The sequence below is a fragment of the Streptomyces sp. BYX5S genome (assembly GCF_054724165.1).
In genome coordinates, this window is sequence record NZ_CM138829.1 from 2,101,743 (window position 1) to 2,128,115 (window position 26,373).

Here is a 26,373-nt window from a genome sequence, read left to right on the forward strand (position 1 = left end):
GTCCGACTTCCTGTCCCGGTGCGACCATGGGACTTAGGTCCCGCAGTCATCCACTAGGGGCCTTCGTACGTGACGTGGGCCCTATGCGCGGCGTCACATCCCCTCACTGTGAAACTCACCCGCAGTTGCCACTGCAACGCTCTGCGTGAGCCCTCTCCTCCGGAAGGATGAGGTGCACGTCCCCGAACTCGTGCCACAGGTAGCGCCCCCGCAACGCCTCCTCGTACGCACGGTCCACCGCGGCCCGCCCCGCCACCGCCTCCAGCATCAGCAGATGGGACGCCTCCGGCTCGTGCAGCCCGGTCAGCAGCCCGTCCACCACCTGCACCCCGCGCTCCGGCGTCACGACGAGCTCCGTCCAGCCGCGCGCCGCCCGCACGACCCCGGCCCCGTCGACGGCGGACTCCACGGCCCGCACGGCGGTCGTCCCCACCGCTATGACGTGCTGCCCCGCGGCCCGCGCCGCGTTGATCAGCCGCGCCGACGCCTCCGGAACCTCGAAACGCTCCGCATAAGGAGGCTCGTGCGACTCGGCCGACGCCACCCCCGTGTGCAGCGTGATGGGCGCGAACTGCACGCCCCGGCTCACCAGCCGCGACACGACAGCCTCCGTGAAGGGCCGCGCCGCACTCGGCATCTCCGCACTGCCCGCCCCGTCCGCGTACGGCAACGCGAACACCGTCTGATAGACGTCCAGCGGCTGGTCCCGCTCCGTGTGAGCGTACCGGATCGGCCGCCCGTACCGGCCCAGCGCCGCCGCCACGTCCCCCGTCGCCCGCACCCACCACAGCCGCTCGCTCCCGGCCGCCAACGGCTCCTCCCAGACCAGCCGTACACCGCCCGGGAGCGCCACCACCGTCCCCGCCGGACCCCCGGCGCGCGGCCGCGTCGTGCCCCGCTCGTCCGGCTCCCGCAGCTCCACCGCCCAGCGCCCGTCGTCGCCGCGCGTCGACACGTGCACCACCACGCGCGCGTGGCCGAGCGTTCCGTCCACGGCGGCCGCCAAGGTGGGGGAGGTGTTGACGACGAGCAGATCCCCGGCCCGCAGCACGGACGGCAGCTCGGCGAACCGGTGGTGCGCGACCTCGGTGCCGCGCGACACCAGCAGGCGCACCGACGCTCTGTCCCGACCGGGCCCCCGCTGCTCGGCCGGGACCCGCGCCGACAGCTCCTCGGGCACCCGCAGCGCCAGCGCCATCACGCCTCCACGAGCGACGGGGCCGCGTACCGGCCGCTCGCGGGACGCCGGTCCAGAAGGCCCAGGAAGGCGGGGACCACGTCCTCGGGGCGCGGCACCCCGCTCAGGTCCTCGTCCGGCTCGGCCGCCGCCAGCATCTGCGTCCGCATCCCGCCCGGATCGACCGCCCACACGCGCAGGCCCGGCTCCTCCACCGCGAGCACGGCCACGAGCCGGTCGAGCGCCGCCTTCGTCGCCCCGTAGCCGCCCCACGTGGGGTACGCCTCCGTGGCCGCGTCCGAACTCATGCCGATCACCGTCCCCGCGGGGGACTCGCGCAGCAGCGGCAGCGCCTCCTGGAGCAGCCCGAGCGGTGCCACCACATTGACCTCCAGGGCCCTGCGGAAGTCGTCCAGCGCGTGCCCGGCCAGCGGCACCAGCGGCTCCGCGCCCAGCACCCCCGCGTTGTTCACCAGCAGGTCGAGCCCACCCAACTCCCGCGCTGCCGCGACCAGTTCCGCGCGGTGCCCGCCGTCCGCGACATCCCCCGGCACGGCCGCCACCGCCCCGCCGTACGCGCGCAACCGCTCGGCGACCTCCTCCAGCGGCCCCGCGGAGCGCGCGTCCAGGACCAGGTCCCAGCCGCGCTCGGCCAGAGCCGTGGCGAACGCCTTCCCGAACCCCCGCGAGGCCCCCGTGATGATCGCTACCGTCATGACAACCGTCCCCTTGCGTACGTCGTCCGTCGTGCGTCGTGTCCTCAACGTAGGAACCCGGGCGGCCCCGCCACCTCGTGCCCGAGCAGCAACAACGCAAGGTCCTTCGCCCTACGCCGAGGGACCTAGTCGCCGGCCGCCGCCGGTCCGATCCGGCTGTCACACCCCGCCGGTACGGTGAGGTCATGAGTCAGGGTCCACGCACGGGGCTGGCCGCGGTCAGCGCCGCGCTCCTCGCCATGAGCAGGCACCTCGAGGTGCGCGACGTCCTCAAGACGATCGTCGCCTCGGCCCGCGAGCTGCTCGACGCCGAGTACGCGGCGCTCGGCGTGCCCGACGACCACGGCGGCTTCGCCCAGTTCGTGGTCGACGGCGTCAGCGAGGAGCAGTGGCGGGCCATCGGCCCGCTGCCGCGCCAGCACGGCATCCTCGCCGCGATGCTCCGCGACGCGAGGACCGAGCGCCTCGCCGACGTCCGCGAGGACCCCCGCTTCGAGGGCTGGCCCGCCGCCCACCCGGACATGTCCGACTTCCTCGGCCTGCCCATCAAGGACGGCGAGGAGACCATCGGCGCGCTCTTCCTCGCCAACAAGCGGTGCCCGAAACCGCAGGGCGGCTGCGGCTTCACCCAGGACGACGAGGAACTGCTCGGCATCCTCGCCCAGCACGCCGCCATCGCGCTCACCAACGCCCGCCTGTACGAGCGCAGCCGCGAGCTCACCATCGCCGAGGAGCGCTCCCGGATCGCCCACGAGCTGCACGACGCGGTGAGCCAGAAGCTCTTCTCCCTGCGCCTGACCGCGCAGGCCGCGGCGGCCCTCGTGGACCGCGATCCCGCGCGCGCGAAGGGGGAGTTGAGCCACGTGGCGGGGCTCGCTGCGGAGGCGGCGGACGAACTGCGGGCCGCCGTCGTCGAGTTGCGTCCCGCCGCCCTCGACGAGGACGGCCTCGTGGCCACCCTGCGCACCCAGGCCCAGGTGCTCGACCGCGCCCACTCGGCGCACGTCACCTTCACCACCAGCGGCCTCAAGGCGCTGCCCGCCACCCAGGAGGAGGCGCTGCTGCGCGTGGCCCAGGAGGCGCTGCACAACGCGCTGCGCCACTCCGGGGCCGAGAAGGTCCGGGTCACGCTCGACAAGCGCGGCCAGGGCGCGGTGCTGCGCGTCACCGACGACGGGACGGGCTTCGACCCGCAGGCGATCCGCAGCGCGGGCCGCCACCTGGGCCTCGTCTCCATGCGCGACCGCTCCAGCGGCGTCGGCGGCAGGCTCGCAGTGGAATCGGCGCCCGGCAAGGGCACCACGATCGAGATGGAGGTCCCCGGTGGCTGACCCAATCAAGGTGTTGCTGGTCGACGATCACCAGGTCGTCCGCCGGGGCCTGCGCACCTTCCTCGAAGTGCAGGGCGACATCGAGGTCGTCGGCGAGGCGGCGGACGGCGCCGAGGGGGTCGACCGCGCCGAGGAGCTGAAGCCCGACGTCGTCCTCATGGACGTCAAGATGCCGGTCATGGACGGCGTCGACGCACTGCGCCGGCTGCGCGAACTCGCCAACCCGGCCAAGGTCCTGATCGTCACCAGCTTCACCGAGCAGCGCACGGTGGTACCGGCCCTGCGCGCGGGAGCCGCCGGTTACGTATACAAGGACGTCGACCCCGACGCCCTGGCCGGCGCCATCCGCTCCGTGCACGCGGGCCACATCCTGCTCCAGCCCGAGGTGGCGGGCGCCCTGCTCGCCCAGGAGGAGACCAACAGCGGGCAGGGGAGGGGCGGTTCCCTCACCGAGCGCGAGCGCGAGGTGCTCGGCCTGATCGCCGACGGCCGCTCGAACCGGGAGATCGCCCGCGCCCTCGTCCTCTCCGAGAAGACGGTGAAGACCCACGTCTCGAACATCCTGATGAAGCTCGACCTGGCGGACCGCACGCAGGCCGCGCTGTGGGCGGTCCGGCACGGCGTCACGGGCTGAGCGCGTCGGGGCGGAGGGTTCCACTCCGTTCTGAGATTCATACCGTCGTGTATATGTCGCCCGTATGGCGTATCCGTTCGCGGCGGGCCGCGTTCTCCAGTGCGTGCTGCGGCGCTCCCGCCGCGGCGATCGCTAGGAGGATCCAGAAGTGAAGAACCTGAAGAAGGCCGCGGCTGTCACCCTCGTGGCCGGTGGCCTGGTCGTCACCGGTGCCGGTCTCGCCTCTGCCACCGACGGTGCGCACGCCCACGGCCAGGCCGTCCAGTCCCCGGGCGTCGGCTCGGGCAACCTGGTCCAGGCTCCGATCCACATCCCGGTGAACGCCGTGGGCAACACCGTCACGGTGATCGGCGCCCTGAACCCGGCGTTCGCGAACCACGGCTTCAACGGCTGACGCAGACGCACGCCCACCGCCCCCTTGGGAGTACCCGAGGGGGCGGTCGCATGTCGGCACGCACGCATGGATCGAATCTTCGATTCCATTGATCCAATCGGGCGCATCGAAGATTCACCCCGTGTCCCTCACCCGCCTCACGCGTTTCCCAGCGTGCGGCCCCGCGGCTGGGGTCGGAACGCCATACATGGAGGAACGCTTCTCATGAACATCGCCAAGAAGGCCGCCCTGGCCGTCACCGTTGCCGGTCTCGCCGCGGGTGCCTCCGCCGGCGCTGCCTTCGCCGACGCCGACGCCCACGGCGCGGCCGTGCAGTCCCCGGGCGTCGGCTCGGGCAACGCTGTCGAGGTTCCGGTCCACGTCCCGGTCAACGCCTCGGGCAACAGCGTCAACGTGATCGGCCTGCTGAACCCGGCGTTCGGCAACACCGCGGTGAACAACTGAGGTTCGCCGCCCCTGAGGCACAGGAAGGCCCCCACGGACCCGGTCCGTGGGGGCCTTCCCGCGTCCCCGGCAGGGCGCCGCCCCTCAGCCCCGCTCCCGCTCCTCCACGAACGCGTTGTACGCCGCCACCTGCGCACGCCGCGCCGTCCGCTCCACCGGCCGCAGCGCCAGCGCCCGCGCCCCCATCTCCGACGCGCTCACCGCGCCGCCGTGCCCGCTCTCGTACGCCACGGAGACCAGCAGGCCGACCCGCTGCGCCAGTTCGAGCACCCGCACCGCGCGCCCCGGGTACCCCGGCGCCAGCGCCTCGCGCCCCCGCTCCGCCCGCGCCCGGTACGCGTCCACGGCGGCCTCGGCCACCGGCCCGGACCCCGCCACGTCGAGCCGCGTCAGCACCTCGGTCGCCTCCCGCAGCGCCTCCGCCAGCTCCCGCTCGGCCTCTCCGAGCGAGGGCACGTCCGCCGGCGGCGCCTCCCGCACCGGAAGGCAGTGCCACACCACCTCGACGTGCACATCGCCCTCGGGACCGGCCTCGTACACCTCCGGCACGAGCCCCAGCGCGGCGCCGTGACAGACCACCGCCTCCTCGGCCTCCAGGGCCCGCGCGTTGAACTCCGGCGGCCCGCTCAGACCCAGCGGATGGCCCGGCGCGGGCAGCGCCACCCGCAGCCCGCTCGCGCCGAGCGCCCGCAGGCGGCCGAGCGCGAGCGTCAGACCGACCGGCGCGTCCTCGCCGGGCAGACCCGCCACACGGTGCGACGCGTCCTCGCCGACGATCGCGAGGGCCGCGTCATCAGGCGCGACAAATCCACCAAGAAGGGCATTTCCCCATGCCGCAAGGCGTCCGGAGCGTGGTTCAGTGAGCATGCGCCCCACCTTAGAAGCCCGCAAAGACACCGAAAGCCCGACCGATGGAATGGACCACAGGGGCAGTGGCGTAGGTTTTCCCTGGGGGCCGCGCCGAGCAGGAAAACTGTGAAGGCACGACGGACGCGGCGAACAGACGAGACTGCAATGGGAGACAACGCGCTCATGAGCGATGTACTGGAGCTGGAGGACGTATCCGTGGTCCGCGAGGGCCGGGCTCTGGTGGACCAGGTCTCCTGGTCGGTGAAGGAGGGGGAGCGCTGGGTCATCCTCGGACCCAACGGCGCCGGCAAGACCACCCTCCTGAACCTCGCCTCGAGCTACCTCTACCCGAGCAGGGGCACCGCCACGATCCTCGGCGAGACCCTCGGCAAGCCCGGCACGGACGTCTTCGAACTGCGCCCGCGCATCGGCGTCGCCGGCATCGCGCTCGCCGACAAGCTGCCCAAGCGGCAGACCGTCCTGCAGACCGTGCTCACCGCCGCGTACGGCATGACGGCCGGCTGGCAGGAGCAGTACGAGGACGTGGACGAGCAGCGCGCCCGCGCCTTCCTCGACCGCCTCGGCATGAACGAGTACCTGGACCGCAAGTTCGGGACGCTCTCCGAAGGAGAGCGCAAGCGCACCCTGATCGCCCGCGCCCTCATGACCGACCCCGAGCTGCTGCTCCTCGACGAGCCCGCCGCGGGCCTCGACCTCGGCGGCCGCGAGGACCTGGTGCGCCGCCTCGGCCGCCTCGCCCGCGACCCGATCGCCCCCTCGATGATCATGGTCACGCACCACGTCGAGGAGATCGCCCCCGGCTTCACGCACGTCCTGATGATCCGCCAGGGCCGGATCCTCGCCGCGGGCCCCATCGAGCTCGAGCTCACCTCCCGCAACCTCTCCAAGTGCTTCGGCCTCCCGCTGGTCGTCGAGGAGAGCAACGGCCGCTGGACCGCCACCGGCCTGCCCCTGAGCTGAGCGCCCCGCATGCCCCCGTGCGAGCCGGACGGCCTCTGTCCGCGCGGGAGTTGCGGATCTACCATGGTCATGTGGCAGACATCGACGCATGGGTGTGGTGGCTGATCGGGGCGGCCGCACTCGGAATCCCCCTCGTCATCACCGCCATGCCCGAACTGGGCATGCTCGCCGTCGGAGCCGTAGCGGGCGCCGTCACGGCGGGCATGGGCGGCGGTGTGGTCCTCCAAGTGATCGTCTTCGCGGCCGTCTCCTGCGCGCTCATCGCGGTCGTACGACCCGTGGCCAACCGGCACCGCGCCCAGAAACCCGAACTCGCGACGGGCGTCGACGCGTTGAAGGGCAAACAGGCCGTCGTCGTCGAACGGGTCGACGGCCAGGAGGGCGGCCGGATCAAACTGGGCGGCGAGATCTGGTCGGCCCGCTCCCTCGACGCGGACGCGACGTTCGAGCCCGGCCGCCAGGTCGACGTGGTCGAGATCGAAGGCGCCACGGCGATCGTCATCTGAACCCGGATGTGGCCCGAACCAGCCCCGTCACGTGGGCAGTTCTGACACACTCGACGCGCAAGACCTCATGATCTTTCCGGCGCGAGGGCGCCGGGACCACGACGGTACGAACGGTACGAGGGGCACGGGAGACTCGATGTCAGCGATCATCATCGTCCTGATCATTCTGGTGGTGTTGGTCTTCATCGCCCTGATCAAGACCATCCAAGTCATCCCGCAGGCCAGCGCCGCCATCGTGGAGCGATTCGGCCGCTACACACGCACCTTGAACGCGGGCCTGAACATCGTGGTCCCGTTCATCGACTCGATCCGCAACCGCATCGACCTCCGCGAGCAGGTCGTACCCTTCCCGCCCCAGCCGGTGATCACCCAGGACAACCTGGTGGTCAACATCGACACGGTCATCTACTACCAGGTGACCGACGCGCGGGCCGCCACCTACGAGGTCGCCAGCTACATCCAGGCCATCGAGCAGCTCACCGTCACCACCCTGCGCAACATCATCGGTGGCATGGACCTGGAGCGGACCCTGACCTCCCGCGAGGAGATCAACGCGGCCCTGCGCGGCGTCCTCGACGAGGCCACCGGCAAGTGGGGCATCCGCGTCAACCGCGTCGAGCTCAAGGCGATCGAGCCGCCCACCTCCATCCAGGACTCGATGGAGAAGCAGATGCGCGCCGACCGTGACAAGCGCGCCGCGATCCTCACCGCGGAGGGCATCCGGCAGTCGCAGATCCTCACCGCCGAGGGTGAGAAGCAGTCCGCGATCCTCAAGGCCGAGGGTGAGGCCAAGGCCGCGGCCCTGCGCGCCGAGGGTGAAGCACAGGCCATCCGCACGGTCTTCGAGTCCATCCACGCCGGAGACCCGGACCAGAAGCTGCTCTCGTACCAGTACCTCCAGATGCTGCCGAAGATCGCCGAGGGCGACGCCAACAAGCTCTGGATCGTCCCCAGCGAGATCGGCGACGCCCTCAAGGGCCTCTCGGGCGCGTTCGGCAACTTCGGCGCCACACCGGGCGGCGGCAGTGACGCGAAGACGCCGCCGGTGATGCCGGCGCCGCCCCAGCCGCGCCGCGAACAGCCCCCGATCGACTAGGGCCACCGAGACACCACGAGGGCCCGCCGACCACCCGGTCTGCGGGCCCTCGCTCATGCCTCGCACGTCTCTACGCGCGCCTACGCGTCCCTACGCTGCGGTCGTCGCCAGCCACTCCGGCAGCCCGCTCCGGCCACCCGCGCCGAGCGACAGCAGCATCGCGTCCGCCGGCGTCGGCTCGAACGGCTGCCGCAGCAACGGCATCCCCGCCTGCTCGGGTGTCCGGTTCGCCTTGCGGTGGTTGTCGTCGGCACAGGACGCCACCGTGTTCAGCCAGGAGTCCGCACCGCCCTGCGAGCGCGGCACCACGTGGTCCACGGTCGTCGCCCGCTTGCCGCAGTACGCACACCGGTGCTGGTCCCGCACCAGCACGCCCCGCCTCGACCACGGCGCGCGTCTTCGGAACGGCACCCGGACGTACCTGCACAGCCTGATCACCCGGGGCACCGGGATGTCGATCGCCGCACCGCGCATGCGCAGCTCGGGGTGGGACTGCTCGACCACGGCCTTGTCCTGCAGCACCAAGACGACGGCTCGATTGAGCGTCACCGTGGAGAGCGGCTCGAAGCTCGCGTTCAGCACCAATGTGTCTCGCACCCTGCCCACCTCCCGTTGCGCACCGGATCACCCCTCGGCGTCCGTGCGTCAACTCTGGCCGTGCACGCCGAGATGGACAACGCATTAACTGTGGCCCCACGCAAAAAATGCCCGCCCCTGATCAATTCCATGACCAGGGGCGGGCAAACGTTCCGTGAACGCTGGGCTGAGGCTCAGCCTTCGGCGGGCGCCCCGTACTCGGCGATGACCTGAGCGCGGGCGATCGTGTGGAACCGCAGGTTGAAGCCGACGAAAGCAGGAGAAGCGTCCGAATCCGGACCGAGCTTCTCCTGGTCCACCGCGTACACGGTGAACACATACCGGTGCGCGGGATCCCCGGGAGGCGGCGCGGCGCCCCCGAACTCCTTCGTCCCGTAGTCGTTGCGCACCTGCACGGCACCCTCAGGAAGCCCCTCGAACTTGCCGCTGCCGGCGCCCACCGGGAGCTCGGTCACCGAGGCCGGGATGTCGAACACGCTCCAGTGCCAGAACCCGCTGCCGGTCGGCGCGTCCGGGTCGAAGCACGACACGGCGAAGCTCTTCGTCTCCGCCGGGAAGCCCTCCCACCGCAGGTGCGGCGACGTGTTCCCGGCCGCGTACACCTGCGCGTCGTCCAGCGTCCCGCCCGGCTCGAAGTCCTGGCTCACGACGGTGAACGACGGCACCTGCGGATGAAAGTCATGAGGAAGCGAAGCCCTCTGGGGCTGCTCGGTCACAACGACACCTCCTGGATCTACGGAATCACTGGCTCCACAGGGCCTGCCGACCCTGCTCCGGAAACCCTAGAACCAGTTCTTCTTGCTGCCGACCTCGGACAGCCACTGGTGCAGGTACGCCGACCAGTCCGTGCCCTGGAAGTCGTGGTGCCCGACGACGAACGACCGGAACGTGTCGCTGCCCTCGCTGAACAGCCCCGGCTTCTTGTCCATCTCCAGGACGACGTCCATCTCCCGGTCGTCGGCCACGAAGCTCAACTCGACCTGGTTGAGGCCCCGGTACTGCTGCGGCGGGTGGAACTCGATCTCCTGGTAGAACGGCAGCTTCTGCCGCGTCCCACGGATGTGACCGCGCTCCATGTCCGCGCTCTTGAACCGGAAGCCGAGCCGGATGAAGGCGTCGAGCAGCGCCTGCTGGGACGGCAGGGGGTGCACGTTGATCGGGTCGAGGTCACCGGAGTCCACGGCCCGCGCGATCTCCAGTTCGGTCGTCACCCCGATGTTCATGCCGCGCAGCTGCTGCCCGTCGATCGTCGTGACGGGCGTCTCCCACGGAATCTCGAGCCCGAACGGAACGGCGTGCACGGCCCCGGCCTTCAGCTCGAAGGCACCCCCGAGCCGCACCTTGGTGAACTCGATGTCCTGCTTGGTCTCCTGGTCGGCGCCCTCGACCTCGACACGCGCCTGAAGACCGACGGACAGCCCCTCGATCTCCTGGTCGACCGACCCGCCCTGGATCCGCACCTCACCCTGAACGACACCACCGGGTACGACATTGACCTCGGTGAGCACCGTCTCCACGGACGCACCGCCCGCACCCAGACTCGCCAACAGCCGCTTGAACCCCATGACCCGATCTCCTCCGTGTGCGAACCACTGCTGATACTGCTGACTACAAACGCGGGACACCCGCGCCCGGTTCCGCCGAGCCCCGTCCCACCCGCTCCACTACCCTCGGAGGGCATGATCGCGGCCCCTGACCGTACGCCCCTCGGACGGGAGTTCTTCGACCGACCCGTCCTGGACGTCGCCCCCGACCTTCTCGGACGCACCCTCGTCCGCAACTCCCCCGACGGACCGATCGAGGTCCGCCTCACAGAGGTGGAGGCCTACGACGGCGCGAACGACCCCGGCTCCCACGCCTTCCGCGGACGCACCGCCCGCAACGACGTGATGTTCGGTCCGCCCGGCTACGTGTACGTCTACTTCACGTACGGGATGTGGCACTGCATGAACCTGGTCTGCGGCGAGGAGGGGAGAGCCAGCGCCGTACTGCTCCGCGCCGGCGAGATCACCGCGGGCGCCGAACTGGCCCGCAAACGTCGACTTTCGGCCCGTCACGACAAGGAACTGGCCAAAGGCCCTGCCCGCCTGGCCACGGCCCTCGGCGTGGACCGCGCCCTGGACGGCACCGACGCCTGCGCCACCACCGACTCCGCACTGACGGTCCTGCACGGCACTCCCGTACCCGCCGACCAGGTACGCAACGGTCCGCGCACCGGAGTCTCCGGCGAGGGCGGCGTCCACCCCTGGCGCTTCTGGGTCGCCAACGACCCGACGGTGAGCCCCTATCGGGCCCACACTCCCCGTCGCCGCTCAACTTGACGCGCCCCTGGGGGATCCGTAATGTGGCCCGAGCCGCTGAAACCGGATCCGGCTCTCAGCCGACCACCGGAAGCGGCCAAACCACTAGCTACGACTTCCCTCGACGGGGTCTCTTCGGCGTGCTCACACGCCGTAATTCGAACTCGTCGGACTCGATTATGAGTTGCCGGGAGATTCGGTTAACGTAGTGGACACGCCGAAAGGCAAAGGCCCTCCAACGGCCACCGGAAATGAATTCCGAACCGGAAACGGAACGGAAAACGGATCTGGTAGGGTTGGAAACACGAAATACCGAAGGGAAACGCCCGGAGGAAAGCCCGAGAGGGTAAGTACAAAGGAAGCGTCCGTTCCTTGAGAACTCAACAGCGTGCCAAAAATCAACGCCAGATATGTTGATACCCCGTCTCCAGCATCCGCTGGGACGAGGTTCCTTTGAAAAGTCCTTCTTCGGAAGGCACACAGCGAGGACGCTGTGAACGGTCGGATTATTCCTCCGACTGTTCCGCTCTCGTGGTGTCACCCCGATTACGGGGAAACATTCACGGAGAGTTTGATCCTGGCTCAGGACGAACGCTGGCGGCGTGCTTAACACATGCAAGTCGAACGATGAAGCCCTTCGGGGTGGATTAGTGGCGAACGGGTGAGTAACACGTGGGCAATCTGCCCTTCACTCTGGGACAAGCCTTGGAAACGAGGTCTAATACCGGATAACACTCTCCTCCTCCTGGGGGTGGGTTAAAAGCTCCGGCGGTGAAGGATGAGCCCGCGGCCTATCAGCTTGTTGGTGAGGTAATGGCTCACCAAGGCGACGACGGGTAGCCGGCCTGAGAGGGCGACCGGCCACACTGGGACTGAGACACGGCCCAGACTCCTACGGGAGGCAGCAGTGGGGAATATTGCACAATGGGCGAAAGCCTGATGCAGCGACGCCGCGTGAGGGATGACGGCCTTCGGGTTGTAAACCTCTTTCAGCAGGGAAGAAGCGAAAGTGACGGTACCTGCAGAAGAAGCGCCGGCTAACTACGTGCCAGCAGCCGCGGTAATACGTAGGGCGCAAGCGTTGTCCGGAATTATTGGGCGTAAAGAGCTCGTAGGCGGCTTGTCACGTCGATTGTGAAAGCTCGGGGCTTAACCCCGAGTCTGCAGTCGATACGGGCTAGCTAGAGTGTGGTAGGGGAGATCGGAATTCCTGGTGTAGCGGTGAAATGCGCAGATATCAGGAGGAACACCGGTGGCGAAGGCGGATCTCTGGGCCATTACTGACGCTGAGGAGCGAAAGCGTGGGGAGCGAACAGGATTAGATACCCTGGTAGTCCACGCCGTAAACGGTGGGCACTAGGTGTGGGCAACATTCCACGTTGTCCGCGCCGCAGCTAACGCATTAAGTGCCCCGCCTGGGGAGTACGGCCGCAAGGCTAAAACTCAAAGGAATTGACGGGGGCCCGCACAAGCAGCGGAGCATGTGGCTTAATTCGACGCAACGCGAAGAACCTTACCAAGGCTTGACATACACCGGAAACGTCCAGAGATGGGCGCCCCCTTGTGGTCGGTGTACAGGTGGTGCATGGCTGTCGTCAGCTCGTGTCGTGAGATGTTGGGTTAAGTCCCGCAACGAGCGCAACCCTTGTTCTGTGTTGCCAGCATGCCCTTCGGGGTGATGGGGACTCACAGGAGACCGCCGGGGTCAACTCGGAGGAAGGTGGGGACGACGTCAAGTCATCATGCCCCTTATGTCTTGGGCTGCACACGTGCTACAATGGCCGATACAATGAGCTGCGATACCGCAAGGTGGAGCGAATCTCAAAAAGTCGGTCTCAGTTCGGATTGGGGTCTGCAACTCGACCCCATGAAGTTGGAGTTGCTAGTAATCGCAGATCAGCATTGCTGCGGTGAATACGTTCCCGGGCCTTGTACACACCGCCCGTCACGTCACGAAAGTCGGTAACACCCGAAGCCGGTGGCCCAACCCCTTGTGGGAGGGAGCTGTCGAAGGTGGGACCGGCGATTGGGACGAAGTCGTAACAAGGTAGCCGTACCGGAAGGTGCGGCTGGATCACCTCCTTTCTAAGGAGCATCTAGGCTGCCGGGCTTGCCCGGTGGTCCAGGGCCATTACGTCGGCAAACGTTCGACGGTGGTTGCTCATGGGTGGAACGTTGATTATTCGGCACACTTGACCTGCTCTGGTCGCGAGTACTGCTTCGGCGTGGAAAGCGAGATGGAGGGGCGAGGGTGTCGGGCACGCTGTTGGGTGTCTGAGGGCACGGGCTTGTCCCGATCCTCGATGCCGGCCCCAGTGCACTCGAACCGGAAGGTTCGGGGTGATGGGTGGTTGGTCGTTGTTTGAGAACTGCACAGTGGACGCGAGCATCTGTGGCCAAGTTTTTAAGGGCGCACGGTGGATGCCTTGGCACCAGGAACCGATGAAGGACGTGGGAGGCCACGATAGTCCCCGGGGAGTCGTCAACCAGGCTTTGATCCGGGGGTTTCCGAATGGGGAAACCCGGCAGTCGTCATGGGCTGTCACCCGCTGCTGAATATATAGGCAGTGTGGAGGGAACGCGGGGAAGTGAAACATCTCAGTACCCGCAGGAAGAGAAAACAACCGTGATTCCGGGAGTAGTGGCGAGCGAAACTGGATGAGGCCAAACCGTATACGTGTGAGACCCGGCAGGGGTTGCGTGTGCGGGGTTGTGGGATCTCTCTTCCATCGTCTGCCGGCGATGGGACGAGTAAGAAACCGTTGATGTAGGCGAAGGACATGCGAAAGGTCCGGCGTAGAGGGTAAGACCCCCGTAGCTGAAACGTCAGCGGCTCGTTTGAGAGACACCCAAGTAGCACGGGGCCCGAGAAATCCTGTGTGAATCTGGCGGGACCACCCGTTAAGCCTAAATATTCCCTGGTGACCGATAGCGGATAGTACCGTGAGGGAATGGTGAAAAGTACCGCGGGAGCGGAGTGAAATAGTACCTGAAACCGTGTGCCTACAAGCCGTGGGAGCGTCGGAACCAAGCTTGCTTGGTTCTCGTGACTGCGTGCCTTTTGAAGAATGAGCCTGCGAGTTTGCGGTGTGTTGCGAGGTTAACCCGTGTGGGGAAGCCGTAGCGAAAGCGAGTCCGAATAGGGCGGTATAGTAGCGCGCTCAAGACCCGAAGCGGAGTGATCTAGCCATGGGCAGGTTGAAGCGGAGGTAAGACTTCGTGGAGGACCGAACCCACCAGGGTTGAAAACCTGGGGGATGACCTGTGGTTAGGGGTGAAAGGCCAATCAAACTCCGTGATAGCTGGTTCTCCCCGAAATGCATTTAGGTGCAGCGTCGTGTGTTTCTTGCCGGAGGTAGAGCACTGGATAGGCGATGGGCCCTACCGGGTTACTGACCTTAGCCAAACTCCGAATGCCGGTAAGTGAGAGCGCGGCAGTGAGACTGTGGGGGATAAGCTCCATGGTCGAGAGGGAAACAGCCCAGAGCATCGACTAAGGCCCCTAAGCGTACGCTAAGTGGGAAAGGATGTGGAGTCGCAGAGACAACCAGGAGGTTGGCTTAGAAGCAGCCACCCTTGAAAGAGTGCGTAATAGCTCACTGGTCAAGTGATTCCGCGCCGACAATGTAGCGGGGCTCAAGCGTACCGCCGAAGTCGTGTCATTGCAGCAATACTCCCAACGGAGGCTGTGATGGGTAGGGGAGCGTCGTGTGCCGGGTGAAGCAGCACCGGAAGGTAGTTGTGGACGGTTCACGAGTGAGAATGCAGGCATGAGTAGCGATTCACACGTGAGAAACGTGTGCGCCGATTGACTAAGGGTTCCTGGGTCAAGCTGATCTGCCCAGGGTAAGTCGGGACCTAAGGCGAGGCCGACAGGCGTAGTCGATGGATAACCGGTTGATATTCCGGTACCCGCTGTGACGCGAAAGACATCGAATCCAGTGATGCTAAGGCCGTGAAACCGCCGTCCTCGTCTTTGACGTGGTTCGGAGTGGTGGAGCCGCCGGTCCAAGCTGGTAGTAGGTGAGCGATGGGGTGACGCAGGAAGGTAGTCCAGCCCGGGCGGTGGTTGTCCCGGGGTAAGGGTGTAGGGCGCTGTCTAGGTAAATCCGGACAGCTTGTGCCTGAGACCTGATGCCGAGCCGATTGTGGTGAAGTGGATGATCCTATGCTGTCGAGAAAAGCCTCTAGCGAGTTTCATGGCGGCCCGTACCCTAAACCGACTCAGGTGGTCAGGTAGAGAATACCGAGGCGTTCGGGTGAACTATGGTTAAGGAACTCGGCAAAATGCCCCCGTAACTTCGGGAGAAGGGGGGCCACGTCTGGTGATGAGTCTTGCACTCTGAGCTGGGGGTGGCCGCAGAGACCAGCGAGAAGCGACTGTTTACTAAAAACACAGGTCCGTGCGAAGCCGTAAGGCGATGTATACGGACTGACGCCTGCCCGGTGCTGGAACGTTAAGGGGACCGGTTAGTCACATTTCGGTGTGGCGAAGCTGAGAACTTAAGCGCCAGTAAACGGCGGTGGTAACTATAACCATCCTAAGGTAGCGAAATTCCTTGTCGGGTAAGTTCCGACCTGCACGAATGGCGTAACGACTTCTCGACTGTCTCAACCATAGGCCCGGTGAAATTGCACTACGAGTAAAGATGCTCGTTTCGCGCAGAAGGACGGAAAGACCCCGGGACCTTTACTACAGTTTGATATTGGTGTTCGGTTCGGCTTGTGTAGGATAGGTGGGAGACTGTGAAGCGGCCACGCCAGTGGTTGTGGAGTCGTCGTTGAAATACCACTCTGGTCGTGCTGGATGTCTAACCTGGGTCCGTGATCCGGATCAGGGACAGTGTCTGATGGGTAGTTTAACTGGGGCGGTTGCCTCCCAAAGGGTAACGGAGGCGCCCAAAGGTTCCCTCAGCCTGGTTGGTAATCAGGTGTTGAGTGTAAGTGCACAAGGGAGCTTGACTGTGAGACCGACGGGTCGAGCAGGGACGAAAGTCGGGACTAGTGATCCGGCGGTGGCTTGTGGAAGCGCCGTCGCTCAACGGATAAAAGGTACCCCGGGGATAACAGGCTGATCTTCCCCAAGAGTCCATATCGACGGGATGGTTTGGCACCTCGATGTCGGCTCGTCGCATCCTGGGGCTGGAGTCGGTCCCAAGGGTTGGGCTGTTCGCCCATTAAAGCGGTACGCGAGCTGGGTTTAGAACGTCGTGAGACAGTTCGGTCCCTATCCTCTGTGCGCGCAGGAATATTGAGAAGGGCTGTCCCTAGTACGAGAGGACCGGGACGGACGAACCTCTGGTGTGCCAGTTGTTCTGCCAAGGGCATGGCTGGTTGGCTACGTTCGGGAGGGATAACCGCTGAAAGCATCTAAGCGGGAAGCCTGCTTCGAGATGAGTATTCCCACCCACTTGATGGGGTAAGGCTCCCAGTAGACGACTGGGTTGATAGGCCAGATCTGGAAGCCCGGTAACGGGTGGAGGTGACTGGTACTAATAGGCCGAGGGCTTGTCCTCAGTTGCTCGCGTCCACTGTGTTGTTCCCAGACAACGAACAGTTGTGCTGGCAGAACAGTTTCACTTATTCAATTGAAGAGTGTGCTAGTTCGCCGCCCTGTTCACATGTCCCTTTTGAGGGGCGTCTGAAAGGGTTTCGGTGGTCATAGCGTGAGGGAAACGCCCGGTTACATTCCGAACCCGGAAGCTAAGCCTCACAGCGCCGATGGTACTGCAGGGGGGACCCTGTGGGAGAGTAGGACGCCGCCGAACTATTTTTGAGAGGACCCTTGGTCCCGGCACACATGCTGGGACCAAGGGTCCTTTTTGTTTTTCCAGAGTTCTTCCCGGAGCGCGCCGGCACCCCGGCTGCGCAAGAATGACTGCGGTACCGAAGACAGGAGTCAACCGATGGCCACCAACTCTCCCGACGACCGTCCGGAGCGCGATCAGCGCCGCCGGGACAGTGGTGACCGGGGCGGGTACCGCGGCAACGGTGGCCCGCGCCGTGACCGGCGGGATGGTGACCGTGAGCGTCCCACCTACCGCCGCGACGACCGCGACCGCGACCGCGATCGGGACCGTGGTCCGCGGCGCGACGACCGGCGCGATGACAACCGTGGTGGCGGCTTCCGCCGTGACGACCGTCGTGACGACAACCGTGGCGGTGGGTTCCGGCGGGACGACCGGCGGGATGACCGTTCCTACGGGGACCGGGACCGGGGCCGGCCCTCCTCGCACCGTCGTGACGACCGTGACCGTGACCGGGATCGTGGGCCGCGTCGGGACGATCGGCGTGACGACAATCGTGGTGGTGGGTTCCGGCGGGACGACCGGCGGGATGACCGTTCGTACGGGAATCGGGACCGGGATCGGGATCGGGATCGTGGGCCGCGTCGGGATGACCGGCGCGATGACAATCGTGGTGGTGGGTTCCGGCGGGACGACCGGCGGGATGACCGTTCGTACGGGAATCGGGACCGGGATCGGGATCGGGATCGTGGGCCGCGTCGGGATGACCGGCGCGATGACAATCGTGGTGGTGGGTTCCGGCGGGACGACCGTCGCGATGACCGTCCGTACGGGAACCGCGATCGTTACCGGGATCGTGGGCCGCGGCGGGACGACCGGGGCGGGCGGCCCGGTGGCTTCCGTGGACGGGACGACCGGCGGGACGACAGGCGTGGTGACCGTCGGGACGACCGGCGTGGCGGTGGGTCGCGGTTCCGTGACGAGCGGGAGCGGGACCGTGAGCCGATCAAGCGGCTGCCGATTCCGGAGGACGTCTCCGGGGGCGAGCTCGACAAGGACGTGCAGCAGGAGCTCCAGTCGCTGCCGAAGGGGCTTGCCGAGGACGTCGCCAAGAACCTCGTGATGGTGGCGCGGCTGATCGACGAGGACCCCGAGGGCGCCTACGCGTACTCCAGGATCGCGCTGCGTCTCGCCTCGCGGGTCGCCGCCGTGCGGGAGGCCGCCGGGTTCGCCGCGTACGGGAACCAGAAGTACAGCGAGGCGCTCGCCGAGTTCCGGGCCGCGCGGCGGATGACCGGGAACGTGGACCTGTGGCCGCTCATGGCCGACTGCGAGCGTGGGCTCGGGCGGCCCGAGAAGGCGCTCGACATGGCCGGGGCCCCCGAGGTCTCGAAGCTGGACAAGGCCGGGCAGGTCGAGATGCGGCTCGTGGCCGCCGGTGCGCGGCGCGACATGGGGCAGCTCGACGCCGCCATCGTGACGCTGCAGAGCCCCGAGCTGGCCTCGAACTCCAACCAGCCGTGGACCGCGCGACTGCGCTACGCGTACGCCGACGCGCTGCTGGAGGCCGGGCGTGAGGACGACGCGCGGGAGTGGTTCGCGAAGGCCGTCGAGTCCGACAAGGACGGCAGCACCGACGCGTCCGACCGGCTGGCCGAGCTGGACGGTGTCGAGTTCGTCGACGCCTTCGACGACAGTGAGGACGACGGGGCGACGGGTCCGGAGTCCGGGCGCGAGTAGAACCGTGTGACGGGCGGGTGGGTTCCCTTTCGGGGAGCCCACCCGCCCGTTTCTGTTTCTGTTCGGTGTTCTCGACGGCGGTCAGTCGTCCGTCAGTGTGCGCAGGACCAGGCCCGTGGCCGGTTTCGGGCCGAAGGACGTGGACTTGCGGGGCATCGTCACGCCCTGGCGGGCCAGCTCACGGACGACCTCCTCGCGGACGGGGTGCATCAGGACGGCCGTGCCGCCGTCGCGGCGCACCTTCTCGACCGTCGCCTCGGGGTCGTGGATGTACGCGATGTCGGCGGGGGAGTCCTCGGGGATCTCCCAGACGTGGGCGAGGAGCGTGGAGTGCAGGACCGTCGCGTCGAGCGTGCGCCAGGCCTCGGGGCGGTCGGCCGGGATCGTACGGTCCAGGAGTGCCGGGTCCGGGCGGTCCAGGAGGTGGTAGGTGTCCTCGGTGCCGGTCAGGAGGAACGCGTTGCCGTCGGCGGATGCCTGGGCCAGGGCGTCCATGGCGTGCGGGAGGGGGCCCGCGACCTCGCGGACACGGAAGTGGGGGCGGACCGCCGCCAATGCCCGGTCGAGGGGGAGGCGGCCCATGAGGCGGTGGATGGCGCGGACGCGCAGCGGGTAGCGGGCCGTGTCGACCAGGAGGACCAGGCCGTAGTCCCAGGGGCTCTCGCCGGTCGCCGGGTGTTCGGTGCGCAGGCGCAGGTAGGTGGCCCAGCGGTGGTGGCCGTCCGCGATCAGGGCCTGGTGGGCGGCGAGGTCGTCGTGGACCTGGCGTTGGTCGTCGGGGTCCGTGAGCGACCAGAGGCGGTGGCTGTAGCCGTCCTCGGTGGTCGTGGCGAGGAGCGGAGCCTTGTTGGCGGTGCGTTCGATGACCGCGGTGGCGCCGGTCGCGTTGCCGTTGCCCCGGTAGGTCAGCAGGAGCGGCTCGAAGTTGGCGGCGGTCGTCCGCATCAGGCCGGCGCGGTCCTCGACCACATGCGGCATGACGTCCTCGTGGGGCAGCACCACACCCTCGGAGGCCTCGGAGAGGTGGAGGGCGCCGATGATGCCGCGCTGGAGCATGTCGCCGTTGCGCTGCTCGTACACGTAGAGGGCCGGTTCGGTGTCCGGGGCGAGGATGCCCTCGGTGAGCCAGCGGTGCAGGGTGGTGGCCGCCAGGTCGTTGCGGGCCTGGGGCTCCAGGGCCTGCGGCAGGATCAGACGGACGATGTTGTGCGGGTCCGCGTTCTCCAGGTGCAGCAGTCCGTCGGGCCGTACGACCACGTCGTACGGGGGTGAGGTCACGGCGGCCAGGCTGCCGACCCGTTCCGGGACGTAGCGGACGCCCCTGAACGGGATCAGGTCCAGGCCGTTGGTGCCCGTCTGTGCCGTGCGACCTGCAGTGTTCATGCGGGCATCGTACGAGTGTCAGTGGCGTGGGGGATGATCGGGGGACTGGGATCTAGCGAGGAGCGATGCGGAATGAGCCAGGGCGACAGGGCGGGCGCGGCGGCCGACGGTGGGGTTCGGCTGCGGCCCGGTGGCAGCGCGCGGGCGTTGCACGAGGCGTACGACACCGCGCTGCTCGATCTCGACGGGGTCGTGTACGCGGGCGGGCGGGCCATCGCGCATGCCGTGGAGTCGCTGGCCGTGGCACGCGAGGGCGGGATGGCGCTGGCGTACGTCACGAACAACGCGCTGCGGACGCCGGACACGGTGGCCGAGCATCTGACCGAGCTGGGGATTCCGACCGGGGCCGATGACGTCATCACGTCGGCGCAGGCCGTCGCGCGGCTCATCAGTGAGCAAGTGCCCAGTGGCGCGCGGGTGTTGGTGATCGGCGGCGAGGGGCTGCGGGTGGCGCTGCGGGAGCGGGGGCTCATGCCGGTGGACTCCGCCGACGACGATCCGGCCGCTGTCGTGCAGGGGTTCGGTGGGCCCGACATGGCCTGGGGGCGGTTCGCCGAGGCCTGCTACGCCATCGCGCGGGGCGTTCCCTGGTTCGCCTCCAATACCGACCTGACGATCCCCAGCGCGCGGGGCATCGCGCCGGGGAACGGGGCGGCGGTGGAAGTCGTCCGGATCGCGACGGGGGCCGAGCCGCAGATCGCGGGGAAGCCGTTGCCTCCGATGCACCGGGAGACGATTCTGCGGACCGGGGCGAAGACGCCGCTGGTGGTGGGGGACCGGCTCGACACCGATATCGAGGGGGCGTTCAACGGGGGTGTGGATTCGCTGCTCGTGCTCACCGGGGTGACGGATGCGGTGCAGCTGCTTGCGGCGCCGCCGGAGCATCGGCCGACGTATGTGGATGTGGATCTGCGGGGGCTGTTGACCGGGCAGCCGGAGGTCGTTGAGGTCGAGGGTGGGGTTCGGTGTGGTGGCTGGACTGCCTCCGTCGGGGACGGGGAGTTGCGGATTGAGGGGGAGGGGGCGCCGATTGATGGGTTGAGGGCGTTGTGCGGGGTGGCGTGGAACGCTGCGGGGGACGGGGTGTGTGACCTGGATGCGGGGAAGGCCGTGGCGCGGTTGGGGTTGTAGCGCGGCCTGAGGGCTGGTTGGGATGTCGCCCCCGCCGCCCCTTCCCGTCCCGTCCCTGGGGGCTGCGCCCCCTTGCCCCCCAAAGGATTGCGCAGTTCCTCGCGCCCCTGGGGGGCCGTCTTCAGGCCGATGTCTCCAATAGGTTGTCCTCCGACGCGCCCTTGCGCCAGTAGCCCGAGAAGTTGATGCGCTTGCGGTCGATGGCGCGGTCCGTGACCAGGTGGCGGCGGATGGCCTTGACCGTGGAGGATTCGCCGGCCACCCAGGCGTAGGGGAGCCCTTGCGGGAGGGTGGCTTCGCGGATCGCTTCGACCGGGGATTCCCCGGGCGTCAGCCAGGTGACCTCGACGTTCGGCCCGGTCGTCAGCGGCTGGCGGTCGCCCTCGATCCACGCGCGGACCGGGAGGTCGCGGGGCAGGTGTTCCAGGATGGCCGCCACCGCCGGGAGCGCCGAGCCGTCGGCCGACAGCAGGACCCACTCCGTGTCCCGCGGCGGGCGGAACTCGTACGCGACGTTGTCCTCGACGACCGGGGCGAGGACCGAGACGCGGTCGCCGGGGCGGGCGCGCAGGACCCAGCGGGAGGCCGGTCCGGCGTCGCCGTGCGTGGCGAAGTCGACCGTCAGCTCGGCCGGGTCGAGGGTCAGGTCGCGGATCGTGTACGTACGCATGATGGCGCGGGTGGCCGGGTCGAGGGCCTGCCAGGCGGGGTACCAGTTGCCGTCGCTGTTGTCGGGGATCAGCGGGACGTCGTGGCCGGCCGCCGGCAGGAAGAGCTTGATGCGCTGGTCGCGGCCCGCCGACCTCATACGGGTCAGGTCCGCGCCGCCGAAGACCACCCGGATCATCGACGGGGTGAGGTGGAGGACGCGCAGGACGTGCACGTCGAAGAAGTCGAAGGGGGCCGCGGTGGAGGAGGCGGGGCGCGTGGTGGTGGTCGTCATGCGGTCTTCTCCGACGTTTCGATGGAGTGGGCGAGCTGCTCGATCAGGGGCGCGTATCCGGCGTGACTGAACTGGGCCTCGTTCAGCCACGGCGCGACCTGGCCCGCGCGGACGGCGGGCAGCTTCGCCCACGTCGGCTTGGACTTCTTCAGGTCGGCGGGCTGGAGGTTGCCGGTGCGGCGGTCGACGAGGACGAGGTCGGCGGCGTACCGGTCCGCGTTCTCCCAGCCGACCTCCTGGAAGAAGCCGCCGTCGGCCGTGGACTTCGGCGTCACGAACTCGACGCCGAGGGAGCGGTAGTGGCGCAGGTCCGTGAAGTCGTCCGGGTTGCCGACGTAGAGGAGGTCCGGGGTCGCGGCGACCGCGAGCACTCTCAGGCCGCGGTTCGCGCGGGCGGCGCGGCGCAGGGTCTCCGAGGCGTCCTCGAAGCGCTTCCTCGCCGCCGTCACCTTCGCCGCCTTCAGGTCCGCGCCGAGGGCCTCGGCGAGTTCGGCGAACCGGCCGATGGCGCCGGTCAGGGACGTCCTGCCGGTGAGGATGCCGACGCTCGGAGCGAGCGACTCGATCTTCTTGGCGGACTCCTGGGGGACGTACCAGAGGGCCGGCGGCTCGTTCATCGTCGTGATGAGCAGGTCCGGATCGAGGGCCGCGTACTTCTCCACGCTGAACTGGCCCCACTTGTTGCCGATGATGGTCACTTTGTCGACATCGATGTCCGCGGCCTGGATGTCGGGCTCGCCGTTCTTGAGCGTGGTCGGGCCGAAGACGCCGGTGCACTCGACGCCGAGGTCGTGCAGGGCGGCGGCCGCGCCGATGTACGCGACGAGGCGGCGCGGGGTGTCCCCGGTCCGCGCCGTCCTGCCGCGGTCGTCCTTGAACGACCAGGCTTTGGCATCCTTGGAGTCGGCGGGTTTGTCCTCACCGCACGCGGTGAGCAGTGCACCGAGGCCGACCGCCCCGCCCGCCGAGAGCAGCGCGCGCCGTCGTGGAGCGGGGGCCGTGCGAGATGAGGCAGGAGGCATGGGAGATGCTTCTCTCCGTGCAGCGGGATGTGGCCGAATTGCAGGGTAGGCTAACCTAACCTCGTGTTGGTCGACAGTCCCCCAGAAGCCAGCGCGGTGACCGCTCCCGCGCCCCCCGACCGCCGTGCGCTCGTCCGCACCGTCGGGCTGCTCGTGTCTGTCCTTGTGCTGGTGGCCGTCCTCGTGGCGAGCATCGCCATCGGGGCCAAGCCGCTCTCGCTCGACCAGGTCTGGCACGGCCTGTTCCAGGACACGGGGAACTACGCGGATGTCGTCGTCGGCGAACGCGTCTCGCGGACCCTGCTCGGCCTGCTGGCCGGAATCGCGCTCGGCCTCGCCGGAGCCCTGCTCCAGGCGCTGACCCGCAACCCGCTCGCCGACCCCGGCATCCTCGGCATCAACATGGGCGCCTCGGCCGCCGTCGTCTCCGCCATCAGTTTCTTCGGGGTGACCTCGCTCCAGGGCTACGTGTGGTTCGCCTTCTTCGGCGCCGCCGCCGTGGGCGTGCTCGTCTACGCGCTCGGCGGCACCCGCAACGCGACGCCCGTACGGCTCGCCCTCGCCGGTACCGCGATCAACGCGGCCCTCTCCGGCTACCTCTACGCGGTGATGATCACCGACGACGTGGCCCTCAACCGGATGCGGTTCTGGCAGGTCGGCTCGCTGGCCACGTCCACCATGAACACCATCCAGCAGGTGTGGCCGTTCATCGCCGTCGGCGCCGTGCTCGCCCTGTTCCTGTCGCGCCCGCTCAACGCCATGGCCATGGGCGACGACACCGCCCGCGCGCTCGGCGCCCACCTCGGCCGCACCCGCGCCCTGAGCATGATCGCCGCGACGCTGCTGTGCGGCGCGGCCACCGCCGCCTGCGGGCCGATCGCCTTCGTCGGCCTGATGGTGCCGCACATGGTGCGCTCCTTCACCGGCCCCGACATGCGCTGGATCATGCCGTACGCGGCCGTGCTGTCGCCCGTGCTGCTGCTCGGCGCGGACGTCGTCGGCCGGATCGTGGCCCGCCCGTCCGAGCTCCAGGTCGGCATCGTCACCGCCGTCATCGGCGCGCCGGTGTTCATCGTGCTCGTACGTCGCCGAAGGATGGCCCAGCTGTGAACGCGACCAAGACCCCGGCGAAGACCGCCCGCACCAAGGCGATACGCACACCGGGCGGGCTCTCCGTCCGGCTCGACCTTCGCTCGCTCACCGTCGTCACCGTCCTCCTCGTGGCGGGGCTCGCCGCGAGCGTCTTCCTCATCGGCACCGGCGACTTCCCGATCCCCGTCGCCGACGTGCTGCGCACCCTCGCGGGCAACGGGAACGCGGGCCAGGAATTCATCATCAACGACCTGCGGCTGCCGCGGGTCCTCGTCGGCCTGCTGGTCGGCGCCGCGCTCGGCCTGTCCGGCGCGCTCTTCCAGTCCGTCTCCCGCAACCCGCTGGGCAGCCCCGACGTGCTCGGCCTCGGGCAGGGCGCGACGGCCGGTGCGCTCGTCATGATCGTGATCTTCGGGGGCAGCGCCGGGCAGGTCGCGATCGGCGCCCTCGTCGGCGGCCTCGTCACCGGCTTCGCGATCTACGTCCTCGCGTGGAAGCGGGGCGTGCACGGCTACCGGCTCGTCCTCGTCGGTATCGGCGTCTCCGCCTTCGTCACCGCGGTCAACGGCTATCTGCTGACCAAGGCCGACTTCGTGGACGCCGCCCGCGCCACCGTGTGGATGACCGGCTCGCTCAACGGCCGGGACTGGGCGCAGGTCTGGCCGCTGCTGATCATGTTCGTCGTCCTGATCCCCGTCGTCGCGGCCTCCGCGCGTCCGCTGCGGATGCTGGAGATGGGCGACGACGCGGCCGGTGGCCTCGGCGTGCGCGTCGAGCGGACCCGGCTGCTGCTGCTCACGGCCTCTGTCGTGCTGACGGCCGCCGCGACCGCCGCGGCGGGACCGGTCACCTTCGTGGCGCTCACCGCGCCGCAGATCGCCCGGCGCCTGACCAAGTCGCCGGGGCCGAACCTGGCGGCGTCCACCGTCCTGGGCGCCGCCCTGCTGATCGTCGCCGACCTCGTCTCGCAGCGTGCGTTCGGCGCCGACCAGCTGCCCGTCGGTGTGGTCACCGGCGTGGTCGGCGGCGTCTACCTGCTGTGGCTGCTGGTCACCGAGCGGAAGGCGGGGCGCATATGACCTCGCGCGGCCCGCACACCTCTCGTACGAACCGGACGCACCAAAGGAGCACCGCAGTGAACAGGCTGATCGCCGACGACGTGACCCTCGGATACGACCAGCGCGTCATCGCCGAGAAGCTGTCGGTGGAGATACCCGACAACTCCTTCACGGTGATCGTCGGCCCGAACGCCTGCGGCAAGTCCACGCTGCTGCGCGCCCTGTCGCGGATGCTCAAGCCGAGCGCGGGCCGGGTGCTGCTCGACGGCAGCGTCATCCAGTCGATGCCCGCGAAGAAGGTCGCCAAGACCCTCGGCCTGCTGCCGCAGTCGTCGGTGGCGCCCGACGGCATCACCGTCGGCGACCTCGTGGCCCGCGGCCGCTACCCGCACCAGGGCCTGCTGCGCCAGTGGTCCCCTGAGGACGAGCAGGTCGTACGGGAGTCCATGGAGTCCACCGGCGTCGCCGAGCTGGCCGAGCGGTACGTGGACGAGCTCTCCGGCGGCCAGCGCCAGCGCGTGTGGATCGCCATGGCGCTCGCCCAGCAGACGCCGCTGCTGCTGCTCGACGAGCCGACCACGTACCTCGACATCCAGCACCAGATCGACGTCCTCGACCTCTGCGCCGAGCTGCACGAGGAGCAGGGCCGCACGCTCGTCGCCGTCCTGCACGACCTCAACCACGCGGCCCGCTACGCCACCCACCTCATCGCCCTGCGGGACGGCGCGGTGCTCGCCGAGGGCGCGCCGAAGGACATCGTCACCGCCGAGCTCGTCGAGCAGCTCTTCGGCATGAAGTGCCAGGTCATCGACGACCCGGAGACGGGGACCCCGCTGGTGGTGCCGGCCGCGCGCCAGGCCCGCCGCAAGGAGATCGCTACAGCAGCGTCCTGAGCCGCAGGAGGTCCCGGAACGACGCCTCCAGTCTGACCCGGCCCGCCGCCCACGCCTTCGCGAAGTTCAGCTCGCCGTTCACCATGGACACCAGGTCGTCCCCGGCCATCGCGAGCCGGATCTGCGCCTTCTCGGCGGGCGGCCCGGGGCGGGTGTCGAGGACCTCGATCCGGCCGTCCTTGAGTCGGCCGGAAAACGTCGTGTCCAGGTCGGTGATACGGCAGCTCAGCGAGCGGTCGAGGGCCGTTGCCGCGCGCACGTCGCCCTCGGCGCCCGCCATGTTGTCCGAGAGTTTGTCGAGTGCCGCCCGGCACTCCTCAATGGTCGCCATCGTGATCG

Annotated in this window: 23 protein-coding genes, 3 rRNA genes and 1 pseudogene; 17 read left to right on the top strand and 10 right to left on the bottom strand. The window is 68.4% G+C overall.

What is annotated here, in order from left to right:
* Window positions 1-115: 115 nt before the first annotated feature.
* Together ACYBSK_RS09535 and ACYBSK_RS09540 are read right to left on the bottom strand one after the other, a co-directional pair.
* Entirely contained in the window at window positions 116-1,198 is a 1,083-nt protein-coding gene (locus ACYBSK_RS09535) for an S-adenosylmethionine:tRNA ribosyltransferase-isomerase (protein ID WP_460245775.1), read from the bottom strand.
* A complete protein-coding gene (locus ACYBSK_RS09540; protein ID WP_460245776.1) occupies window positions 1,198-1,893 on the bottom strand; it encodes an SDR family NAD(P)-dependent oxidoreductase in 696 nt (231 codons plus the stop codon). Before ACYBSK_RS09540 ends, ACYBSK_RS09535 begins: the two co-directional genes overlap by 1 nt.
* A 185-nt stretch (window positions 1,894-2,078) precedes the next feature.
* Here ACYBSK_RS09540 and ACYBSK_RS09545 point away from each other — a divergent pair, with 185 nt between their 5' ends.
* The 4 genes from ACYBSK_RS09545 (at window position 2,079) to ACYBSK_RS09560 (ending at window position 4,696) form a co-directional block, all read left to right on the top strand.
* Entirely contained in the window at window positions 2,079-3,224 is a 1,146-nt protein-coding gene (locus ACYBSK_RS09545; protein WP_460245777.1) for a GAF domain-containing sensor histidine kinase, read from the top strand.
* Complete coding sequence (locus tag ACYBSK_RS09550) at window positions 3,217-3,858, top strand: response regulator (RefSeq protein ID WP_460245778.1); 642 nt, start codon at window positions 3,217-3,219, stop codon at window positions 3,856-3,858. The genes ACYBSK_RS09545 and ACYBSK_RS09550 overlap by 8 nt, the downstream gene beginning before the upstream one ends.
* Window positions 3,859-4,006: 148 nt before the next feature.
* Window positions 4,007-4,252, top strand: a complete 246-nt coding sequence (locus ACYBSK_RS09555) for a chaplin (protein WP_457476453.1) — start codon at window positions 4,007-4,009, stop codon at window positions 4,250-4,252.
* 204 nt (window positions 4,253-4,456) lie between these two features.
* The gene (locus ACYBSK_RS09560) at window positions 4,457-4,696 is read left to right on the top strand and encodes a chaplin (RefSeq protein ID WP_457476454.1); all 240 of its coding nucleotides are present in this window, start codon (window positions 4,457-4,459) and stop codon (window positions 4,694-4,696) included.
* Between the two features lie 84 nt (window positions 4,697-4,780).
* Here ACYBSK_RS09560 and ACYBSK_RS09565 read toward each other — a convergent pair whose 3' ends face one another.
* The gene (locus tag ACYBSK_RS09565; protein WP_457476455.1) at window positions 4,781-5,563 is read right to left on the bottom strand and encodes a hypothetical protein; all 783 of its coding nucleotides are present in this window, start codon (window positions 5,561-5,563) and stop codon (window positions 4,781-4,783) included.
* Between the two features lie 165 nt (window positions 5,564-5,728).
* On the opposite strand from ACYBSK_RS09565, the pseudogene ACYBSK_RS09570 reads away from it, so the two are divergent.
* The 3 genes and pseudogenes from ACYBSK_RS09570 to ACYBSK_RS09580 form a co-directional block, all read left to right on the top strand.
* Window positions 5,729-6,259, top strand: a pseudogene (locus ACYBSK_RS09570) (ABC transporter ATP-binding protein); the annotation flags it as partial.
* A 338-nt stretch (window positions 6,260-6,597) separates the two neighbouring features.
* Entirely contained in the window at window positions 6,598-7,032 is a 435-nt protein-coding gene (locus ACYBSK_RS09575; RefSeq protein WP_457476456.1) for an NfeD family protein, read from the top strand.
* Window positions 7,033-7,168: 136 nt separating this feature from the next.
* A complete protein-coding gene (locus tag ACYBSK_RS09580; protein ID WP_457476457.1) occupies window positions 7,169-8,128 on the top strand; it encodes an SPFH domain-containing protein in 960 nt (319 codons plus the stop codon).
* A 90-nt stretch (window positions 8,129-8,218) separates the two neighbouring features.
* On the opposite strand, the gene ACYBSK_RS09585 is transcribed toward ACYBSK_RS09580, so the two are convergent.
* The 3 genes from ACYBSK_RS09585 to ACYBSK_RS09595 all read right to left on the bottom strand — a co-directional run bounded on the left by ACYBSK_RS09585 (window position 8,219) and on the right by ACYBSK_RS09595 (window position 10,290).
* A complete protein-coding gene (locus ACYBSK_RS09585) occupies window positions 8,219-8,725 on the bottom strand; it encodes an HNH endonuclease (protein ID WP_457476458.1) in 507 nt (168 codons plus the stop codon).
* Window positions 8,726-8,898: 173 nt separating this feature from the next.
* Window positions 8,899-9,441 carry a YbhB/YbcL family Raf kinase inhibitor-like protein gene (locus ACYBSK_RS09590; RefSeq protein ID WP_460245779.1) on the bottom strand — a complete coding sequence of 181 codons (543 nt, stop codon included), beginning with the start codon at window positions 9,439-9,441 and terminating at the stop codon, window positions 8,899-8,901.
* A 66-nt stretch (window positions 9,442-9,507) separates the two neighbouring features.
* The gene (locus ACYBSK_RS09595) at window positions 9,508-10,290 is read right to left on the bottom strand and encodes a sporulation protein (RefSeq protein WP_457476460.1); all 783 of its coding nucleotides are present in this window, start codon (window positions 10,288-10,290) and stop codon (window positions 9,508-9,510) included.
* A 114-nt stretch (window positions 10,291-10,404) separates the two neighbouring features.
* Here ACYBSK_RS09595 and ACYBSK_RS09600 point away from each other — a divergent pair, with 114 nt between their 5' ends.
* The 6 genes from ACYBSK_RS09600 (at window position 10,405) to ACYBSK_RS09625 (ending at window position 18,512) form a co-directional block, all read left to right on the top strand.
* The gene (locus ACYBSK_RS09600; protein WP_460245780.1) at window positions 10,405-11,046 is read left to right on the top strand and encodes a DNA-3-methyladenine glycosylase; all 642 of its coding nucleotides are present in this window, start codon (window positions 10,405-10,407) and stop codon (window positions 11,044-11,046) included.
* A 538-nt stretch (window positions 11,047-11,584) separates the two neighbouring features.
* Window positions 11,585-13,110: ribosomal RNA gene (locus ACYBSK_RS09605) — 16S ribosomal RNA — on the top strand.
* 309 nt (window positions 13,111-13,419) lie between these two features.
* A 23S ribosomal RNA gene (locus ACYBSK_RS09610) occupies window positions 13,420-16,541 on the top strand.
* Window positions 16,542-16,676: 135 nt separating this feature from the next.
* Window positions 16,677-16,793: ribosomal RNA gene (gene rrf / locus ACYBSK_RS09615) — 5S ribosomal RNA — on the top strand.
* Together the 16S, 23S and 5S rRNA genes form the textbook arrangement of a ribosomal RNA operon.
* A 223-nt stretch (window positions 16,794-17,016) precedes the next feature.
* A complete protein-coding gene (locus ACYBSK_RS09620) occupies window positions 17,017-17,895 on the top strand; it encodes a hypothetical protein (RefSeq protein ID WP_460245781.1) in 879 nt (292 codons plus the stop codon).
* The gene (locus ACYBSK_RS09625) at window positions 17,832-18,512 is read left to right on the top strand and encodes a hypothetical protein (RefSeq protein ID WP_457476463.1); all 681 of its coding nucleotides are present in this window, start codon (window positions 17,832-17,834) and stop codon (window positions 18,510-18,512) included. The genes ACYBSK_RS09620 and ACYBSK_RS09625 overlap by 64 nt, the downstream gene beginning before the upstream one ends.
* A gap of 81 nt (window positions 18,513-18,593) precedes the next feature.
* On the opposite strand, the gene ACYBSK_RS09630 is transcribed toward ACYBSK_RS09625, so the two are convergent.
* Window positions 18,594-19,895 (bottom strand): DUF1015 family protein, encoded by a 1,302-nt coding sequence (locus ACYBSK_RS09630; protein WP_460245782.1) that lies wholly within the window; start codon window positions 19,893-19,895, stop codon window positions 18,594-18,596.
* Between the two features lie 72 nt (window positions 19,896-19,967).
* Between ACYBSK_RS09630 and ACYBSK_RS09635 the strand changes: the two genes are divergently transcribed.
* The gene (locus ACYBSK_RS09635; protein ID WP_460245783.1) at window positions 19,968-21,026 is read left to right on the top strand and encodes an HAD-IIA family hydrolase; all 1,059 of its coding nucleotides are present in this window, start codon (window positions 19,968-19,970) and stop codon (window positions 21,024-21,026) included.
* Window positions 21,027-21,147: 121 nt separating this feature from the next.
* Here the strand turns inward: ACYBSK_RS09635 and ACYBSK_RS09640 are convergent, their stop codons facing one another.
* Both ACYBSK_RS09640 and ACYBSK_RS09645 read right to left on the bottom strand, forming a co-directional pair.
* The gene (locus ACYBSK_RS09640) at window positions 21,148-21,969 is read right to left on the bottom strand and encodes a siderophore-interacting protein (protein ID WP_460245784.1); all 822 of its coding nucleotides are present in this window, start codon (window positions 21,967-21,969) and stop codon (window positions 21,148-21,150) included.
* Entirely contained in the window at window positions 21,966-22,991 is a 1,026-nt protein-coding gene (locus ACYBSK_RS09645) for an ABC transporter substrate-binding protein (protein WP_460245785.1), read from the bottom strand. Before ACYBSK_RS09645 ends, ACYBSK_RS09640 begins: the two co-directional genes overlap by 4 nt.
* A 63-nt stretch (window positions 22,992-23,054) precedes the next feature.
* Here ACYBSK_RS09645 and ACYBSK_RS09650 point away from each other — a divergent pair, with 63 nt between their 5' ends.
* From ACYBSK_RS09650 to ACYBSK_RS09660, 3 genes are read left to right on the top strand one after another with little or no spacing between them, the layout of a single operon-like run.
* Window positions 23,055-24,101 (top strand): FecCD family ABC transporter permease, encoded by a 1,047-nt coding sequence (locus tag ACYBSK_RS09650; protein WP_457476468.1) that lies wholly within the window; start codon window positions 23,055-23,057, stop codon window positions 24,099-24,101.
* Complete coding sequence (locus ACYBSK_RS09655) at window positions 24,098-25,162, top strand: FecCD family ABC transporter permease (RefSeq protein ID WP_460245786.1); 1,065 nt, start codon at window positions 24,098-24,100, stop codon at window positions 25,160-25,162. Before ACYBSK_RS09650 ends, ACYBSK_RS09655 begins: the two co-directional genes overlap by 4 nt.
* Window positions 25,159-26,034, top strand: coding sequence for an ABC transporter ATP-binding protein (locus ACYBSK_RS09660; RefSeq protein ID WP_460245787.1), 876 nt, complete (start codon window positions 25,159-25,161; stop codon window positions 26,032-26,034). Before ACYBSK_RS09655 ends, ACYBSK_RS09660 begins: the two co-directional genes overlap by 4 nt.
* Here ACYBSK_RS09660 and ACYBSK_RS09665 read toward each other — a convergent pair.
* Complete coding sequence (locus tag ACYBSK_RS09665; protein WP_460245788.1) at window positions 26,018-26,365, bottom strand: SCP2 sterol-binding domain-containing protein; 348 nt, start codon at window positions 26,363-26,365, stop codon at window positions 26,018-26,020. The genes ACYBSK_RS09660 and ACYBSK_RS09665 overlap by 17 nt on opposite strands.
* Window positions 26,366-26,373 lie beyond the last annotated feature (8 nt).

Coding starts and splice junctions, on each gene's coding strand:
- ACYBSK_RS09565 (WP_457476455.1), bottom strand. CDS start 5,563: ATGCTCACTGAACCACGCTCCGGACGCCTTGCGGCATGGGGAAATGCC.
- ACYBSK_RS09600 (WP_460245780.1), top strand. CDS start 10,405: ATGATCGCGGCCCCTGACCGTACGCCCCTCGGACGGGAGTTCTTCGAC.
- ACYBSK_RS09580 (WP_457476457.1), top strand. CDS start 7,169: ATGTCAGCGATCATCATCGTCCTGATCATTCTGGTGGTGTTGGTCTTC.
- ACYBSK_RS09535 (WP_460245775.1), bottom strand. CDS start 1,198: ATGGCGCTGGCGCTGCGGGTGCCCGAGGAGCTGTCGGCGCGGGTCCCG.
- ACYBSK_RS09545 (WP_460245777.1), top strand. CDS start 2,079: ATGAGTCAGGGTCCACGCACGGGGCTGGCCGCGGTCAGCGCCGCGCTC.
- ACYBSK_RS09645 (WP_460245785.1), bottom strand. CDS start 22,991: ATGCCTCCTGCCTCATCTCGCACGGCCCCCGCTCCACGACGGCGCGCG.
- ACYBSK_RS09660 (WP_460245787.1), top strand. CDS start 25,159: ATGACCTCGCGCGGCCCGCACACCTCTCGTACGAACCGGACGCACCAA.
- ACYBSK_RS09540 (WP_460245776.1), bottom strand. CDS start 1,893: ATGACGGTAGCGATCATCACGGGGGCCTCGCGGGGGTTCGGGAAGGCG.
- ACYBSK_RS09640 (WP_460245784.1), bottom strand. CDS start 21,969: ATGACGACCACCACCACGCGCCCCGCCTCCTCCACCGCGGCCCCCTTC.
- ACYBSK_RS09595 (WP_457476460.1), bottom strand. CDS start 10,290: ATGGGGTTCAAGCGGCTGTTGGCGAGTCTGGGTGCGGGCGGTGCGTCC.
- ACYBSK_RS09665 (WP_460245788.1), bottom strand. CDS start 26,365: ATGGCGACCATTGAGGAGTGCCGGGCGGCACTCGACAAACTCTCGGAC.
- ACYBSK_RS09635 (WP_460245783.1), top strand. CDS start 19,968: ATGAGCCAGGGCGACAGGGCGGGCGCGGCGGCCGACGGTGGGGTTCGG.
- ACYBSK_RS09560 (WP_457476454.1), top strand. CDS start 4,457: ATGAACATCGCCAAGAAGGCCGCCCTGGCCGTCACCGTTGCCGGTCTC.
- ACYBSK_RS09630 (WP_460245782.1), bottom strand. CDS start 19,895: ATGAACACTGCAGGTCGCACGGCACAGACGGGCACCAACGGCCTGGAC.